9 protein-coding genes and 1 pseudogene are annotated in these 17,587 nt (G+C 37.7%); 6 read left to right on the forward strand and 4 right to left on the reverse strand.

The features are described 5' to 3' along the window. Positions 1-386 precede the first annotated feature (386 nt). The gene (locus tag A7A69_RS01695) at positions 387-4,346 is read right to left on the reverse strand and encodes an ESPR-type extended signal peptide-containing protein (protein ID WP_152876065.1); all 3,960 of its coding nucleotides are present in this window, start codon (positions 4,344-4,346) and stop codon (positions 387-389) included. Positions 4,347-4,517: 171 nt separating this feature from the next. Between A7A69_RS01695 and A7A69_RS01700 the strand changes: the two genes are divergently transcribed. The 5 genes from A7A69_RS01700 to A7A69_RS01720 all read left to right on the forward strand — a co-directional run bounded on the left by A7A69_RS01700 (position 4,518) and on the right by A7A69_RS01720 (position 11,442). Further along, positions 4,518-5,225: a response regulator gene (locus tag A7A69_RS01700; protein WP_151980551.1), complete on the forward strand. Its 708-nt coding sequence runs from the start codon at positions 4,518-4,520 to the stop codon at positions 5,223-5,225. Continuing rightward, positions 5,171-7,096 (forward strand): sensor histidine kinase, encoded by a 1,926-nt coding sequence (locus tag A7A69_RS01705; protein ID WP_152876066.1) that lies wholly within the window; start codon positions 5,171-5,173, stop codon positions 7,094-7,096. The genes A7A69_RS01700 and A7A69_RS01705 overlap by 55 nt, the downstream gene beginning before the upstream one ends. A 98-nt stretch (positions 7,097-7,194) precedes the next feature. Continuing rightward, positions 7,195-7,911 carry a tRNA (guanosine(46)-N7)-methyltransferase TrmB gene (trmB, locus tag A7A69_RS01710; RefSeq protein WP_151980608.1) on the forward strand — a complete coding sequence of 239 codons (717 nt, stop codon included), beginning with the start codon at positions 7,195-7,197 and terminating at the stop codon, positions 7,909-7,911. Positions 7,912-8,486: 575 nt separating this feature from the next. After that, complete coding sequence (locus A7A69_RS01715) at positions 8,487-10,973, forward strand: acyl-CoA dehydrogenase (protein ID WP_152876067.1); 2,487 nt, start codon at positions 8,487-8,489, stop codon at positions 10,971-10,973. A 79-nt stretch (positions 10,974-11,052) separates the two neighbouring features. Beyond that, positions 11,053-11,442, forward strand: coding sequence for a carboxymuconolactone decarboxylase family protein (locus A7A69_RS01720; protein ID WP_120369648.1), 390 nt, complete (start codon positions 11,053-11,055; stop codon positions 11,440-11,442). A gap of 33 nt (positions 11,443-11,475) precedes the next feature. Here A7A69_RS01720 and A7A69_RS01725 read toward each other — a convergent pair whose 3' ends face one another. Continuing rightward, entirely contained in the window at positions 11,476-12,528 is a 1,053-nt protein-coding gene (locus tag A7A69_RS01725; protein WP_152876068.1) for a sensor domain-containing diguanylate cyclase, read from the reverse strand. Positions 12,529-13,069: 541 nt separating this feature from the next. On the opposite strand from A7A69_RS01725, the pseudogene proP reads away from it, so the two are divergent. Then, positions 13,070-14,550, forward strand: a pseudogene (gene proP / locus A7A69_RS01730) (glycine betaine/L-proline transporter ProP). A 60-nt stretch (positions 14,551-14,610) separates the two neighbouring features. On the opposite strand, the gene A7A69_RS01735 reads toward proP, so the two are convergent. Both A7A69_RS01735 and A7A69_RS01740 read right to left on the reverse strand, forming a co-directional pair. Beyond that, positions 14,611-16,557 (reverse strand): oleate hydratase, encoded by a 1,947-nt coding sequence (locus A7A69_RS01735; protein ID WP_152876069.1) that lies wholly within the window; start codon positions 16,555-16,557, stop codon positions 14,611-14,613. A gap of 431 nt (positions 16,558-16,988) precedes the next feature. Further along, the gene (locus A7A69_RS01740) at positions 16,989-17,531 is read right to left on the reverse strand and encodes a cysteine peptidase family C39 domain-containing protein (protein ID WP_152876182.1); all 543 of its coding nucleotides are present in this window, start codon (positions 17,529-17,531) and stop codon (positions 16,989-16,991) included. Between the last annotated feature and the right edge of the window lie 56 nt (positions 17,532-17,587).

Below are 17,587 nucleotides of genomic sequence, written 5' to 3' on the forward strand. Positions count from 1 at the left end.
CTTACCATTAGACTATTGAGTAAAATGGCAACTTTTTCAAGTGAAAAACGTTGTCTTTTATAATTACCAATGTGTATGACGAAAAAATGAACTTTAGATAATTTATTTGAACAAAAAAAGGAAAACCAGTCATATTGCTGTAATAGACTGGTCTAAAATAACGCTGTTATTAGAATTTTATCATTATTATAAAGTGACATTTCTCCCTTTAAACTTAAAGTGATAAGTTCTAATTAAAAACTAAAACTTAGATTCAATTTAAAGTGTTTTATATATGACGAACATCCCTGAAATTGGTGATTTTTACGAGATTTGAATTTTTTTTTGATCTTGTGATAAAAAACCAGTCAATGTAGACTGGTTTTTTTCATATTTAAAAATTTGTATTACCAACTAAAACCTACACCGACACCACCCGAACTTTCCTCTTTACTTAGTGCTCCGCTGATACTCAAACTGGTATTTTCATTAATCATACGTTGATAGCCTACAGCAACAGCTTGTTCCGCACCTTGCAGACCAGCCCCAACCCCAATGCGGTTCTGCCCACGCAATCCAGCCGTACTGGTCGCCATATTCATCATGGCTGCACTCATCGCGCCCTGACGGTCAAAACGTTTGTCAACCTCTTGAAAACGGCGTTCTGTTTGCAGACTATAGTCCTTAAATGTACTCTCCAAACCCGCAAAACGAGTATCTGTATAGCTGTTTGCGCTTGAAAGGGTTTCTGAACTTGATGTATTCATTTGCGCAACATTAACGGCATCTGTGTCTGCCGTACCTGCTGCCACATGAGTAATTTGACGTTGATTGGTCGCAGAGCCTACAGATACCGTATTGTCTCGATCTGAACTTGAATTATTGCCCAACACTACAGCATTTTTAGCATCTGTATTGACGTTATTACCTAACACAAAGGTATTATCACCTTTCACTGTATTGTCATTGCCTACAACATAACTGCCGTTGCCACTGATCGTATTTGGATCTCCAAAGGCTCCTGATCCATTGCCAGAAACAGTATTACCAACACCCACAGCGGTTGAGTTATTCCCTGTAACCACAGTGTTTGGTCCTATTGCTGTTGAGTTTTTACCAGTTGCATTTGAACTTGTACTTGCACCAGCGCCATTTCCCCCAATACTGATATATTGTCCTGCATCTGCTACTTTTTGATCAGTATAGGATTTAGCCGTATTTAAGGTCGATGCGGTTTGTTGGTCGGTATAAGTTTTGGCATCATTCAATGCAGTTGTGGTTTGTTGATCGGTGTAGCTTTTTGAGTCATTTAAAGATTGTGAGGTTTGTTGATCTGTATAAGATTTTGCATCATTGAGATTTTTGGCATCTTGTTGGTCAATATAAGATTTTGCATTTGCCAGTGTGCCTGAGCTTTGTGTATCCGTGTAGGTATTTGCATCGGATAAAGTTTTAGCATCTTGCTGATCAACATAATTTTTTAGGTTGCTCACAGAACCTTTTAATGCGGTTAATTCATTATTCACAGCACCAAAGGTGGCACCAATATTAGAATAACTTGTGCCCTGAATCGTAAAGGTCGGTAATGTAAATACGCCATTATTGAATCCCGCTCCGCCACCTAATACAGAAGCTAATTGATTTGCGCTACTACTAAACTGCGTTGATAATGTGCTGATATTTTGATTGGTCGTATAAAGCTGCCCACCCGTAACTGCATCTTTAGAATTGCTTGAACTGATATCACCCGCTTGTAGATTGGTGAGTTTTGTTCCGCTCTGGCCCGTCAAAGTAATTGTTTCTTTTGATGAATTGTCATAAACAACAGCATTAGCCGAAATATTACCCAAACCTGTTTGTAAGGCTGAAATATTATTGGTATTTGTGGTGATTTTGCCATCTAAAACCAAATCCTTTTGATCTGCATAACTTTTTGCATCATTTAATGTATTAGACAAACCTGTCGTTAATGCACTTGTCGATGCCTTCGTATCCAAACCTGTCGTTGCATCATTAACTTTGCTATTTAATGCATCAAATGTAGTTTTATCAGTTTTTAAAGCTAGACCATCAGTTAAATCAGACTGTGACGCTTTTGTAGCCAAACCAGTATCTACATAGCCTTTATTAGCAGCATCTGTTGCTTGAGTTGGTGTTGCAACATTGGTAATGCGTTTTTCAGCACCACTACGACCAACGGAAATAGTATTCGCTTCATTGGCTACGGAATCATGACCTATCGCAGTTGAACCATAAGCTGTAGCCTGACTACTACTACCGAAAACACTACTATAAATAGCGGATGCCGTATTATTTGAACCTACGGCAGTGGAAACACCACCTATTGACTTGTTTGAAACACCTAGACTTGTGCTATTTACGCCTAGCGCCTGATTGTCATAGCCCACCGCACTACTTTGAACACCTAATGCAATATTATGTGAACCAACCGCAGCACTACGATCACCAAATGCCACGGAACCACCATTGCGAAGCGTGGTTTCAAAATCTGCTACTTGTTGTGAATTTACAGATGTATCACCAATTTTGGTAATAGATGCGGTCGTTAAATTTGTTGCCTCGACTTTAATGCCATTAATAGCAGTGAGCTTTGTCCCATCATCTTCTGCATTATAGTTTTGTCCACTGGCTGCCCCCACAACGGTTGAACCACTACCTTTTGCCAAGTTTTGTGAACCTGCGGCGAAGCTCCCTGTGCCATTTGCTTTATTATAAGTACCAACCGCATTACTTCCTTTTCCAGAAACAGTATTGCTAATCCCTAAGCCAGCACTTTCATCTTGAGTAACATTGTTATTAAAACCGATACCAGTACTAAACACACCATTTACAGTATTTTGACTACCAATTGCGTTGGAGAACATACCGTTTGCAGTATTACTTGATCCTATTGCATTGCTTGAGCTACCTAATGCAGTGTTTGAATTACCAAATGCGCTACTAGAATCCCCTGACGCTGTGTTACTTCTACCTACCGCACTACTAGAATCAGCCAATGCAATATTATTAGAACCAATGGCGCTACTTAAACTAGCCATTGCCCGATTATAATCACCAATAGCACTGCTCGCCTCACCATTTGTAGTATTATCAGAGCCGAATGCGCTACTTTGCTTTCCTTGCGCTCTGTTGGAATCACCTACAGCGCTAGCAGACTCGCCTGATGCAATGTTTGAATTACCCACAGCATTACTCGATTCACCAGATGCAGTATTCCAATACCCTAAAGCACTACTTCCATTAGCTTCGGTTAAATTAAATCGTCCGATTGCATTACTTGCCTCACCTATTGCCGTATTTCCGTCGCCCATAGCACTGCTATATTTTCCTGAAGCTTTGTTAGACGACCCTATGGCATTACTTAATAAACCAGAAGCGATATTAGAGGATCCCATGGAGGAGCTATAAGCACCAATTGCAATATTAGCGCCTTTTTTGGCAGCATTTTTAAAAGCAGCTACTTGAGTTGGATTTGTTATAAAATTGCCATCAGGTAATGTAATTGACGTGATATCATCGATATTGTTTGTTGTTGCGGTAACTGTAATACCCGCGACACTTGTCAGTTGCGTCCCATTACTTTCTGAATTATAAGCTGTACCGGATGCAGCACCTAAAGCAGTATCCGTTGAACTACGGGCATAGTTATCACTTGCCACTGCTGTTGGAATGGCTGCAATTGCAGTATCAACATAGCCTTTATTAGCTGCATCTGTTGCTTGAGTTGGGGTTGCAACATTAATAATTTGACGTTGCGTAGTCGTACTTCCAACCGAAAAACTGTTATTTCTATCCGCGATAGAATTTGCGCCAATGGCGACACTATTAATTCCACTCGCTTTTGCTTGATTACCAATAGCAACATTACCAATTCTTTTTGCAACAGCATCTGTTCCGATCGCCACTCCGCTTACCGCCGCCGCCGCACCACCAATTGCCACAGCATGATCTAATGCCAGAGTGAGATTTGTACAATCCCCCCCAATTGCTATAGCACCATCAACAGGGTTTGAAAATCCAACAATTGCAGACATAGAGCCTGCAGAAGTTAACCCTAACTGACCATCTATATCTTCTATAAAGTCAGCAGCAGTAACAGAAGTAGGACAACTCACACCTTGAACAATATTCCCTGCCCAAACATTAGCACCGATAATGGTTGCAATACTTAAAACCAGAGTTTGCAAACCAAATATCCGACGTTTACTTATATCTATAGTTAAAACCTCAGAACTAGCCATTGCCCCAGTGATATGATCGGTTTTCCCTGCACTTTTAGCATTTTCCGAAACCACCACCATCTGCCCCAGTGATTTATTCCAGATCAGTTTAAAAATCTTGTTCATATGTCCATCCCCGCCGATTATTTTGTGATTTAAATTTATGCACTTATTATTTGAACATGATCACAAGTTTTCCAATATCCCTGAAATTAGTGATATTTTTGTTGTCTATTGGAAAATACCCAATCTCAGGGATATAAAAAGTAAAAAAATATTGGCAAATTAGGGGAAGAAATGAATCTTTTGAGTAATGTAATGCTGGATCCAGACTTGGTTTTACCTGTACCCGTCATTGTGGTTGAGGATGAACCACTCATTCAAAAAAGGCTAAAAGAAATATTATTAGGTATTGGCTATTTACCAGAAAATCTTATTTTTGCACAAACTTTAGCTCAAGCTCATGAACAACTGAAACAACATTCTGCATCTTTGGCGTTGGTTGATTTAGGCTTACCTGATGGCAACGGTATAGATTTTATCAAACAACTAAAAATATATGACCCAACCATCGCGATTTTAGTCATCTCGGCATGGAGTACGGAGGATGCGATTTTAAATGCACTGATAGCAGGTGCAACGGGCTATGTACTTAAAGAACGTGATGATATTGAAGTCGCCCTATCTATCCGTAGTATTTTACGTGGTGGCGCGCCTATCGACCCTTTTATCGCTCGTCAAATCTTAAAACAACTTCCTTCATCTAATGAACACATTGAGAAAAAAAATATTGAAAATGAGATAGATGACGCTTTACTTTCCAAACGTGAACATGAAATATTATTACTGGTTGCGCAAGGTTTAAGTAATAAAGAAATTGCCAGCCAGATCAATTTGTCACGTTATACGGTTGAGTCTCATATCAAGCACATTTATCGGAAACTTGCAGTATGTACACGCATCAAGGCAGTCGATACTGCAAGATCACTTGGTTTGCTCGATTAAAATCTTTTTTTTCTTGCTGCTTATTTATGTTAGTTGGCAGTATTGCTCAAATTCATGCCTCATCATTGAATGAATTGGTATTGCTCCCCAAAGACCATAACTGCCATGTCAATATCATCAATATTCAATCTATTCAAACCTCTCCAGACACCCAGATTAGCGATATAAATAAACTTACTAATTGGCAAACGGTAAAATTACCTGATTTTTGGGAAAATCGTTGGAAAAATTATTCTGGTATAGTTTGGTATCGCATTTTATGGTCAAAAGCCTGTCAAACTTCTCAGACTGAACCACTTGCCTTAAATATTGACAGTATCAATATGGCAGGAGAAGTTTATTTAAATAAACAATTGATTTGGCGCGATAAAAATCTGACCGAACCTTTAAGTCGTAGTTGGAATATGCCGCGCTATTGGGTTTTACCCAATTCAGAGCTTAAACAAGGTGAAAACGAATTTTTGATTCGGGTTGTAGGCATCTCTACACAAAGTCCTGGTTTAGGCAAAGTTTATATTGGTACTCCACATGCGATTATTGAACAAAATTCAAAATATGTATTTGAACATCGCACGCTGTATTTTATTAATTTAGTTATTTCCCTAACGCTTGGTGCTATTGCTTTTCTAGTGTGGCTGCTGCGTAGAAAAGACTCAACCTTTGGTTGGTTTGCTTTGGCTTCTTTGCTATGGGGACTTTTTATTAGCAATATTTTAGCCACCGAAACTTATCCATTTTTATATACGCTGCAACTTGCTAAGATTAATATGTTGTTTCTAGTGGGTTATGTGATTTCTTTTACAATTTACACGTGGCGTTTTGCAGGGAAAAAATATAAAAAGATCGAAAATTTGCTTTGGCTAACTGGCTTCATCGGTGGTGTAGGACTATTTATAGCACCGTCTTCGTACATAGGGCTTATTCTTTTTCTTCTCTTTTTGTTTGTAACCATTGTATTTTTAGCCTGCTGTATTTTTTATCAATGGATTGCTTATAAAACACCTAAAGCAGATATCCGTTTCCTTGCCCTAATTTTACTTGGTTTTATTGGGATCAATATCCATGACGTTTATCTGATTTTGACTCAAAATACTGAACATACTTATATTACCCCTTTTGCAGCACCATTAACTGCATTAGCTATTTCTATGATATTGGCTTGGCGGATTGCACAAAACGTTAATCATATTGAAGAATTTAATCAAACATTGACACAAAGCGTAGAGCGAGTTAGCGCCGATTTAAAAAATTCTTTAGATAAAAAGCATCAACTTGAAATCGAAAATATGCGTTTGCAGGAACGGCTCAGCCTTTCTCATGAACTACATGATGGCTTAGGCGGCTCTTTGGTACGTTCCATGATTTTAGTCGATAAAAGTGATGATATTGATAAACAACATTTTTTATCAATTTTAAAACTTTTACGTAATGATTTACGCCAAGTCATCGACAGTGGCTCTACAATTGGCGCAAAAGTTCCAGAATCACCCATTGTTTGGGCATCCTCAATTCGTAGGAGGTTTGTACAGCTTTTTGAAGAACTTGAAATTGAATCAAAATGGCAATTGCCCAATCATTGGCTCACACAACCAACAGCCTTGCAATGCCTAACGCTTGCACGTGTCGCCGAAGAAGCATTGACCAATATTATTAAACACAGTCATGCAACATTGGTTAAAGTCAGTTTATCTCAGGAAGATCAACAATTAATCCTTGAAATTGAAGATAATGGCATTGGTTTTGATCCACTTACTGTTCAAGAAGGCTTACATGTTGGCTTGCAAAGTATGCAGATCAGGGTTCATCGTATTGGGGGAAATTTTGAAATTTATTCTAAAACAGGACAAACCCTGATTCGAGTCAAATTATAAAAGTTTTAATATGATAGGCACAATTGCCAGATTAGGTTTGACTTCATTTATTAAGCCTTTAAAATACGGCATTCAGATTTTTGAGTCATACCAAAATTATGTCGACTGATCAGTTAGAAACGCAAATTACTGAACTGGATAATTTGCCAGAACATCGTGAAATTGTGACATTTATGCGCCGCTCCGCGCCTTTAAATACGTCACAACGTACTGCTCTGGAACAATATCAGCATTTAATTTTGGAATACCCTGTCGGTGATTTACGTCAGCATTTTGAACATCCAGAGCGTCCTTTAACTGTTGAAATCGGTTTTGGAATGGGACGGTCTTTAGTGCTTATGGCAAAGGCCAATCCTGAACGCAACTTTATCGGAATTGAAGTTCATGTGCCTGGTATTGCACAATGTGTCTATGAAGCTGGAATGGCAGAACTGACTAACCTTCGTGTATTGGATGCAGATGCTATTCAAGTACTTCGTGAAATGCCCGATAACAGTATTAATTGTGTTCAGCTTTATTTTCCAGATCCATGGCAAAAAAAACGTCACTTCAAGCGCCGTTTTGTCATCCACGAACGTATGCAATTGGTTGAGCAAAAACTTGAACTTGGTGGAACTTTCCATGCCGCAACCGACTGGGAACCTTATGCCGAGTGGATGCTGGATATATTGGATCAACGAGAAAATCTTGAAAATCTGGCAGGTAAAGGCAATAGCTACCCGCGTCCAGATTGGCGACCTCAAACTAAGTTTGAACGTCGCGGTTTAGAATCAGGTCATAAAATTAATGACTTTATTTTCAAAAAAATAAATTAAAATACCGTTATATCAAGCACTTTTGCTGTTCTGAAAAGTGCTTGATATACAAAGAATAAAAACAAATTCTACCTCAAGCGTATCTTTATATTTCTGTTTTGGTGCAGTGATTGCTTGTACTAGATCTATGATCTGTTGAATCTCGATTCAAAAAAAAGTGTTTCTCATATTAAATTGACCACTTAATTTTCAATAAATTTAAATCTTATATTAAAAGAAACTGGGCACAATGATTTGCCTGAACATAAGATATACATGCCAAATTGAGTTGAACATTGATCAAAATCTATATTTGATTTTGAAAAATAGCGTTTTAAATTATTTCAATAACCTTTTGTGACAAATCAATAACCTAACTGTTATGCGAAAAGTTGAAAAAATACACTATTTATAAGAAGAACAAAAAATAACTTTTTAGCTTGATCAGTAAAATAGGGAAATTAAGCTATTCATTTTATAAAGATTTCTCTTATAAAGACTTTGATACGTCATTGATTTAAGTAAAAAGTTACATCTTTTTCCATTATTTTTAACGCATTGATTTGATTTAAAATGCAACTACCCAAGGAGTAAGTATGACTTTTTTCCTGTTTATCGTTGCTATTTTGGTACAGCTATTTACCGTTTGGGCTGTTTTCTATTTTAGCCTGTCCAGAACTGTGGGCAGTATTGTGACCATTGTTGTGGCAATTGTTTCAGCCTTTATTTTTACAGCTTGGTCATTATTATTAGGGCTTCCGCTTATTATTGTGAGCCTCATTCTGTTAATAGATCCATTACGTTTTAATTTAATTACCAAACCCGCATTTAATAGTTTGGGTAATTCGATGCCAAGTATTAGTACTACAGAACAGGAAGCTCTTGAAGCTGGTACAAGTTGGTGGGAGAAAGAGCTATTTATGGGAGCCCCAAACTGGGAAACCTTTAATGCCTATCCATTTCCACAGTTATCCGAAGAAGAACAGGCTTTTATTGACAATGAAGCCGAACAGTTATGTAGCATGTTAGATGAATGGGAAATTCACCATCAAACTAAAGACTTACCTGAACACGTCTGGCAATTTATTAAAGATAAAGGGTTTTTAAGCTTAATTATTCCAAAATCATACGGCGGTAAAGAGTTTAGTTCTTTTGCACAAAGCCGCATCATGAGTAAAATTGCCTCGCGCTCACTGACCACAGCCGTGAGTTGTATGGTTCCCAATTCTTTGGGGCCGGGTGAATTACTCATGCATTATGGAACAGATGAACAGAAGCAACGTTATTTACCAGGTCTGGCAGCGGGTACAGAAATCCCTTGTTTTGGTCTTACTAGCCCAGAAGCAGGTTCTGATGCAGGTGCAATTCCAGATACTGGTGTAGTTTGCTACGGTGAGTTTGAAGGGCAAGAAGTTCTTGGTTTACGTATGAACTTTTCAAAACGTTGGATTACCCTTGCACCGATTGCCACTGTGGTAGGTTTAGCTTTTAAATTATATGATCCCGATGGATTGCTTGGTGATAAATCCAAAACAGAATATGGTATTACCTGTGCTTTAATTCCTGCCAGTCATGATGGTGTAGAAGTCGGACCGCGACACTATCCAGGTTCACCGTTTATGAATGGTACGGTTGAAGGACGCGATGTATTCATTCCTATTGATTATATTATTGGCGGCCCTAAAAATGCGGGTAAAGGCTGGCGTATGTTGATGGAGTGTCTGGGTGTGGGGCGTGGTATTTCCTTACCAGCACTTTCTACCGCAGCAGGTGAAATGTCTTATTTAACTGTCGGCGCCTTTGCTAAAGTTCGCGAGCAGTTCAAACTTTCTGTAGGTAAGTTTGAAGGTGTGCAGGAGGCTACTAGTGACATCGCAAGTGATGCCTACATGTTGGAATCCTTTCGCTATATGGTCACTTGTGGATTGAATCAAGGCGGCACCCCTGCTGTCATGACCGCTATGGCCAAATATTATGCCACTGAAACCATGCGCAAAGTGGTCAATCATGGTATGGATGTTGTTGGAGGACGGGCCATTCAGCTTGGACCTCGTAATTTTTTAGCACTTTCTTATCAAGCGATTCCTGTCGCGATCACGGTTGAAGGTGCAAATATTCTGACTCGATCATTAATGATTTTTGGTCAGGGTTCTATGCGCTGTCATCCATATTTATTTGAAGAATTGCAATTATTGCAGTCTGATGATAAACCAAGCGCACTAAAACAGTTTCATGAAATTTTATTTAAACACTTAGGTTATACCTTTAATCGTGGAGCACGTTCATTTGCCTTCGGTTTTACGGGTGGTTCAAATGACTCCCCTGTGATTTCAGATGATTTTACTCAGCCTTACTATAAAATTATCAATCGTTTAAGCGCTAATTTAGCGTTAACCGCAGATATGTCTTTAGGTCTACTTGCAGGTGATATCAAACGTAAAGAGATGTTATCTGGGCGTTTAGCTGATATTCATGCCTATCTATTTATTGCGACGTCTATCTTAAAATTTTATGCCAATGGCACAAAATCTGAAGCAGAACAGTTACATGCTAAACTCGCCCTTGAAAAATCACTTTATAATGTGCAAGAAGCATTCTACGGCTTGTTTGAAAATTTCCCGATCAAACTTGGTGCGGCACTGGTTAAATTTGTTTGTTTCCCTCTCGGACGACCAATCAATAAACCTAGTGACGAACTTAAACAGCAAGTCGCAGAATTAATCATGCAAGAAAACCCGTTCCGTGCTCAACTGAAAAAGCATGTGTACTATTCACAAGACGCAAATGATGTGACTGGTCGGATGGAATCAGCCTTTCAAATGCTATTACAAATTGAACCTCTGTGGCATAAATTCAAAAAAGCAGAATCTAAAGATCAGTTTAAAGGTCTAACTTTTGAAGAACATATCACGGATGCCGTTGCGACAGGCTTTATTACAGAAGCAGAAGCGCAAAGTCTGATTCTTTATAATGCTAAACGCTTTGATAGCATGTTAACCGATATCTTTGATATGGAACTCAATCATGATCTTGAACTCGAAAATCCACATATGCCTATTACAGGTGAAGCAACTTTGGACTAAATGAGGCTTTTAAGCGTCCCCCATAATGTGATAAAAGCGTCTACAGACGCTTTTATTTTTTTAATTTTCAGGAAAGATGATGTCACAACAAGATTATGAAAATGGCTTAAAGGTTCGCACAGAAGTGATGGGTGAGTCTTTTGTCAAACGTGCGCAGGACAACACTGTACCATTTACAGAGCCACTTCAAAGCTGGATTAATGAACATGCATGGGGATCGACGTGGCAACGTGAAGGTATATTACCACGTAAATACCGCTCACTTATTACGCTTGCTATGTTAACAGCATTAAAAGCCCCTACAGAACTTAAAGGTCATGTGCGCGGCGCCTTAAATAATGGCTGCACGGTTGAAGAAATACAGGAAACTTTGCTACATAGCTTGCCTTATTGCGGCGCACCTGCCGCGCAAGAAGCTTTTCGGGCAGCACTGGAAGTAATTGAGGAATATCAAAATAATCAGGCGTAAATGAAAGTTATTTGAGATTAGATTTATTTATTACTAATAGATCCTAATTCCGTTTCGACCATTACGTTTGACATAATAAAGTGCTTTATCAGCCAAACCAAACCATTCAGAGACTGTTTTTGCAGTCTCTACGGAGGCAATCCCGATACTAATACTAGCAAAAAACTGGTCGTCACTTTGCAGTCTAATTTTCTTGATAGATTCTGAAATATTCGTGGCTAGTTTTAAGATCTGTTCGTTAGTTTGATCTACTACAATGATCGCCAACTCATCGCCGCCAAATCGAGCAGGTGTATCTTTAGGTCCGATGATATGTCTTAGGATACTCGACATTTCTGCCAAAAAATAATCACCAGCTTCATGTCCATAGGTATCATTAATGTACTTAAAATTATCAACATCCAATAACATCAAATGTGCATGTGTTCCATTTCTTTGAGTTTGCACAAAAATTGAAGATAAGCGTTGTTCAAATAAACGTCTATTAGGAATATGCAAACGCGGATCCATCAAGGCAATTCTTTCAAACTCACGATTTTTATTGATTAATTGAACTGCTAGATTACGGGTTAACATACTTAAAGACATGATATAAACAGTCGCTAAGGGTAAAGAACACCAGACTATACTTGCACTAAAACTTAGGTTTAAAGGGAAACCCAAAACTGCCCAAACAATCACAAAAGTGACAAACATTGCAATTAAAGAGGGTTTAAGTACATTCCACCCACCTGCGGCATAACGATCCGAGATCAAAATCGCAATCATAATTAACGCTGGGAAAGGACTAACTGCCATCATTGCGACCCAAAAACCACCTAGAGCCGCATCAATCACCAAACTTAAATTTGTTGTTTTAACAGCATCCATTGTTTTTTTTGCATAAAAAAATGCAATTGTTGGCCAACAAAATGCGTTAAACCCTAGCAAAACATACACAAAAGGAGAATAATTTAAGTAATGAAGTACAGAAGCAATGGACAAAAAGCACAGTACTGTTCCTGTTTGTCGCATCAAAAAAATACGATAAACATACCGCTTGCTTCGCTGTAATAGTATTTTTTCATCTGTTTTTATATATGACATAACGACCAGCAGCTTTCTGAACAATGATAAACCAATAGCTTATGACTAAGCTGCCCAATCCATAATACGTTATCTTTAATCCAAAATTTTACCGATATTTTATTCGAAATATAATGTACTTATATACCAATTTTTTAAAATATAATCGATATAAATTGTCTATATTTACAACTATATTTTTAATTGTCTTCGATGATTTTGATTCGGTTCTTTATATCATGTAAAAAAGAGAGAGCTATATAACTTAGCCAACCATAAATATGGATATCGACTAAACTCCAGACATGTATTACATAAACACATCATAGTCACTACATTTTCTTCATGATCATGCAACACATAAAAAAGCAGTATCGTTCTAAAATTATAATCAACTGATATTTATCATTTTAAACAGATCATCTATTCATTGATATCCATTATTAGATGATCTAGACCCGTTAATTACAAAGATTAACTTCATTATTTTTTAAACTAAACTTGTTTTTGTGTTGATTGCTAGTGCCTTAAACTTAATCTTTACTTGGGAAATAAGCCTCTTATGTCCAAAAGAAAAATGAAACCACTTGAAATAGATGATGTTGAAATTGTTGATTATGACAAAACCAAAAAAGCGATTAAAGCGGCTGCTTTAGGCAATGCAATCGAATGGTTTGATTTTGGTGTTTACGGATATGTTGCATATGTATTGGGGAAGGTATTTTTTCCCAATTCATCTCCTAGCGTACAAATGATTGCTGCTCTTGCAACATTTTCAATTCCCTTTATTTTTAGACCGTTAGGCGGCTTATTTTTTGGTCGTTTAGGCGATAAATATGGGCGGCAAAAGGTACTTGCTATTACAATTATCATCATGTCGGTCAGTACATTTGGGATTGGTTTAATCCCCTCTTATGACAGTATTGGTATTTGGGCTCCAATTTTATTATTAATCGTCAAAATTGCACAGGGCTTTTCTGTCGGAGGTGAATATGCGGGTGCAGCCATTTTTGTCGCTGAGTATTCGCCTGATCGTAAGCGCGGTTTTATGGGAAGCTGGCTCGACTTTGGTTCAATTCTAGGTTTTGTTGTAGGTGCAGGTTTTGTATCTTTAATCAGTTTTTCTGTGGGTGAAACAGCCTTTATGGAATGGGGATGGAGAATTCCTTTTTATCTCGCATTACCTTTGGGTTTAATTGGGCTTTACTTACGTCATTCACTTGATGAAACGCCCACTTTTCAAGCGCATACCGAAAACCAATCTCAAACCAAAAAACCCAAAAAGATTGGCTTCAAGCAAATTTTGAGTGAACATAAACGCAGCTTGTTGGTCTGTGTTGGTCTGGTGATTTGTACCAATGTTACTTATTACATGTTACTCACCTACTTACCCAGTTACTTTTCACATAACTTAGGCTATTCGGAAGATCACGGTGTATTGATCATTATTGCTGTCATGGTTGGAATGCTTTTTGTTCAGCCTTTTGTTGGGATGTTTAGCGACAAAATTGGTCGTCGACCTTTTATCTTTGCAGGCAGTATTGCTTTAGTTCTGCTGTCGTATCCCGCATTTCTTTTCTGGATTCCAATAATGTATATTTGATTTTTCTGGGTCTTTTAATTCTGGCACTTTCACTCAATATGTTGATTGGTGTGATGGCATCGACTTTGCCTGCCTTGTTTCCAACCGAGATTCGTTACAGTGCACTTGCGATTGCATTTAATATTTCGGTGGTGATTGCAGGTTTAACACCAACCGTTACCGCCGCGTTGGTTGAAACCACCCAAAACATTATGATCCCTGCCTATTATTTAATGCTATGTGGTGTATTTGGAGTAATTACCGCAATTTATCTGAAAGAAACTGCTAACTTACCGCTTAAAGGTGCAACCCCCATGGCAGTAGATTCCGAAGAAGCGGAAGAATTGTTGGAACAATATCACGGTAATATTGAACAAAAGATCGAACAGATTGATCAAAAAATTGAAGAACTTCAGGAAAAAAGAGATCATTTAGCCAAACAGCATCCTGATATTGATTAATTTTATACAACACAAAAAAAAGCCCCTTCAATTGAATTGGGGCTTTTTTTTGTTCAATGATTATTTCACTTTATCTTTTATAGAACTTATCCAGTCTTTAAAATGCCCAAACTGTTCTGAGAGAAATGACTCTGTTTCAGGCTGTTCGGTATCTTTTGGAAGAATATGTTCGTAATAAGTACCTTTCAAAACGTGTCTAAGCAAACGTTCACCAGGGAAAGGTCCGCCATCATTGAGCGTTTTAGCACCTTTAATTAAATGGCGAATATCATATTGCAGAGGTGAAAGATCAGGTGCTTGTTTATCGATATTAAGAAGTTTGTAAACTGCTAAACGACCTGTTCGAGCTGAACTTTCAATGGTAAAAACCACATCATTATTAGTTTCAACAAATTGGCCCACAACCGCCAAATTTTTATAACCCTCAGGAACCACACGAGGACGATCACCTTTAGCGCGTGGCATAAACATTGAAGTAATATATGGCATAAAGGCAATACGGGTAATTGTATTCTCAATGACGTTATCTATTTGATCTACAATACCTAAGTGATAACACAACTCAGTCAATATTTCATTGCCTGTACATTCTGGCATATTTTTTTTGACATAATTTCCCTGCTGATCCATAAATAATGCATAGACCCAGAGAACAAGTACATCATCAGGCTGTTCAGGGAAATGTGGTTGACGGTTACAGGTAAAACTCATTAACCAATTTGAATCTGTAATGGTAACAATCCCCCCTGTCACCGTTTTACCAGAGTAAGGATCATTCACCGCATATTCTTTAAGTTTTTCGACAAATGCTGAAGGTTTACAAGTCAAAGTCACCGACAGCCATGATGATTTTTCAATGTTACTACAAAATTTTTCAGGCTTTCCAAAAGCTGGTGATTTTTTTGCCAGATTTTTCCAGAGCACCCACCCTGCACTTTGTCCACTAGTGCTGTTATCAACTTTACTCACCGCCGCAGTGGTATTATTACCATACGCTGTATCTTCGGTCATTGAACCTGTCGTAATAACAACAAAGTCATTGTCAGTGAGACTGATCTTGTCTTCTTTTCCATCTTTTTCAATCAGTAACGATTTAACAATTTTCTCCTGACCTTTCTCTTCAAATTCAACATCTTTAACCAAAGTTTTTAATTGAATCTTGACTCCTTTCTTATGTAGATAACGACCTAAAGGTTTTACGAAAGTATCATGCTGATTATATTTTGGGAAAACCAGAGCCGTCATATCTTTAAAGCCATCAAGCTGATGTAAAAAGCGGTGCATATATAATTTACACTCAAGCAGACTATGCCAGTTTTCAAAAGCAAACATGGTACGCCAAAGTGTCCAGAAGTTTGACGCTAAAAATTCCGCGCTAAAATATTCTTCAATTGTAATATTATCCAGATCTTCTTTTTTTGCCAGAAGCAATTTTACAATAGCAAGCTGATCTTTTTTAGATAAACCAAACTTACTAAAATCCTGAACTTTGCCTTGTTGATGAATCAGACGTGCTTTGGAAAAATTTGGATCATTATCATTTAATAGTCGATATTCATCCAATACGCTAAACGGCTCTGGCAATTCCACTGCTGGAATATCCTGAAAAATATTCCAGATATTTTCGTAAGCAAATTCCATTTCACGACCACCGCGAATAATGAAACCATCTTGTGCGTTGCCAGCACCATCCAACGAGCCACCTTCCACGCTCAACTGATCTAGAAATACAATATTTGATGCAGGAATTTGCGCATCGCGGATAAAATAATAGGCTGCGGAGAGTCCCGCGATTCCACTTCCAACGATATAAATTTTGCTGTTTTTATATGTTTCTGAACCAATCCCTCGATTTCTTTGATAATTACCTATGTAATCAGCAGGTGGCGTGGTGATATCGGCTGAGTTTTGATATGTTTCTGTACTCGAATCTGGTTCGTGAATCATATTGCCATAAAGTTTTGATGTATTGAGAACCTTGTCGAATTTTGAAGTAATTTTACTCATGAGTTCCTCTTCGGATTTATTATCAAAAAATATTTTTTTATGAGCCTATTAGTATGATCATATCCACTACTAATTTTAGCCAAATTGTGTATTAACTTTGTATTGGAGATGGGAACAGAAATAATATATTTTCTAAAAATTAAGATTTATTAGATTTATGAGGTCATATTTGATACAAGTTTACTTTTAATCACCAACAGACTGTTTATTTGCATATGTATATTATGGATTTTAAATATACTCTCTCCCGTTGCAATATATCCCATCGACTTATGGGAATGTAAAATGGATAAAAACAAGAATATTGATTCAAACAATCTTCTGCATATTTAAATATGATAATGACCTTTGTCATTTATTTTAAATACTGTCTGATTACTTTATTTTTACCCATAATAATTCAACATTTTCTTGTCAAATTTTATACCTTATTAACTGAATCTTGAAGATTGCATGGGTTGCATATCACGATCGCTAATTAAAATAACTTGTCTGCAAATTCCCTCTGCATCACGTTGCTGTTCAAATACAGATGCTAGCATTGGGTCAAAACTATCAAAAAAACAGATTTCCTGTTCATCAATTGAATAGATTAATGACTGATTGCCTACACCATCTAAAGTGTCATAAGAAACAATCGCCATCTGTCCACTTTCAATTGCATGCTGGATCTCTGAATACGCCAATGCCGCGCCCATTGGAATATTACAAGCTTGAGCTTGTTGATAAATTAGATGCTCGCTTTCATCTATATCTGGGTCTGGATCTGTATAAAAAGACACATCAAAACCAAATTTTTTTAATGCAACGGCTAATGCGATGGTAAAAGTCCCATGTTCCTCATCGTGTTGGGTCGCTTCTATCAGTTCTGAAACATCCATTTCAATCCCATGATGTTGAAACAACATCCATAACGCAAAAATGCCACAATTGGCTTCAAGGTTTAATAAGGACTCTGGAATTTCTAGCGCCATCATGTTGAACTCGCATTACATTTATGCGAATCATACACAAAACAGCGTTGGCACTG

This window comes from Acinetobacter guerrae (genome assembly GCF_009372255.1).
Lineage (GTDB): Bacteria > Pseudomonadota > Gammaproteobacteria > Pseudomonadales > Moraxellaceae > Acinetobacter > Acinetobacter guerrae.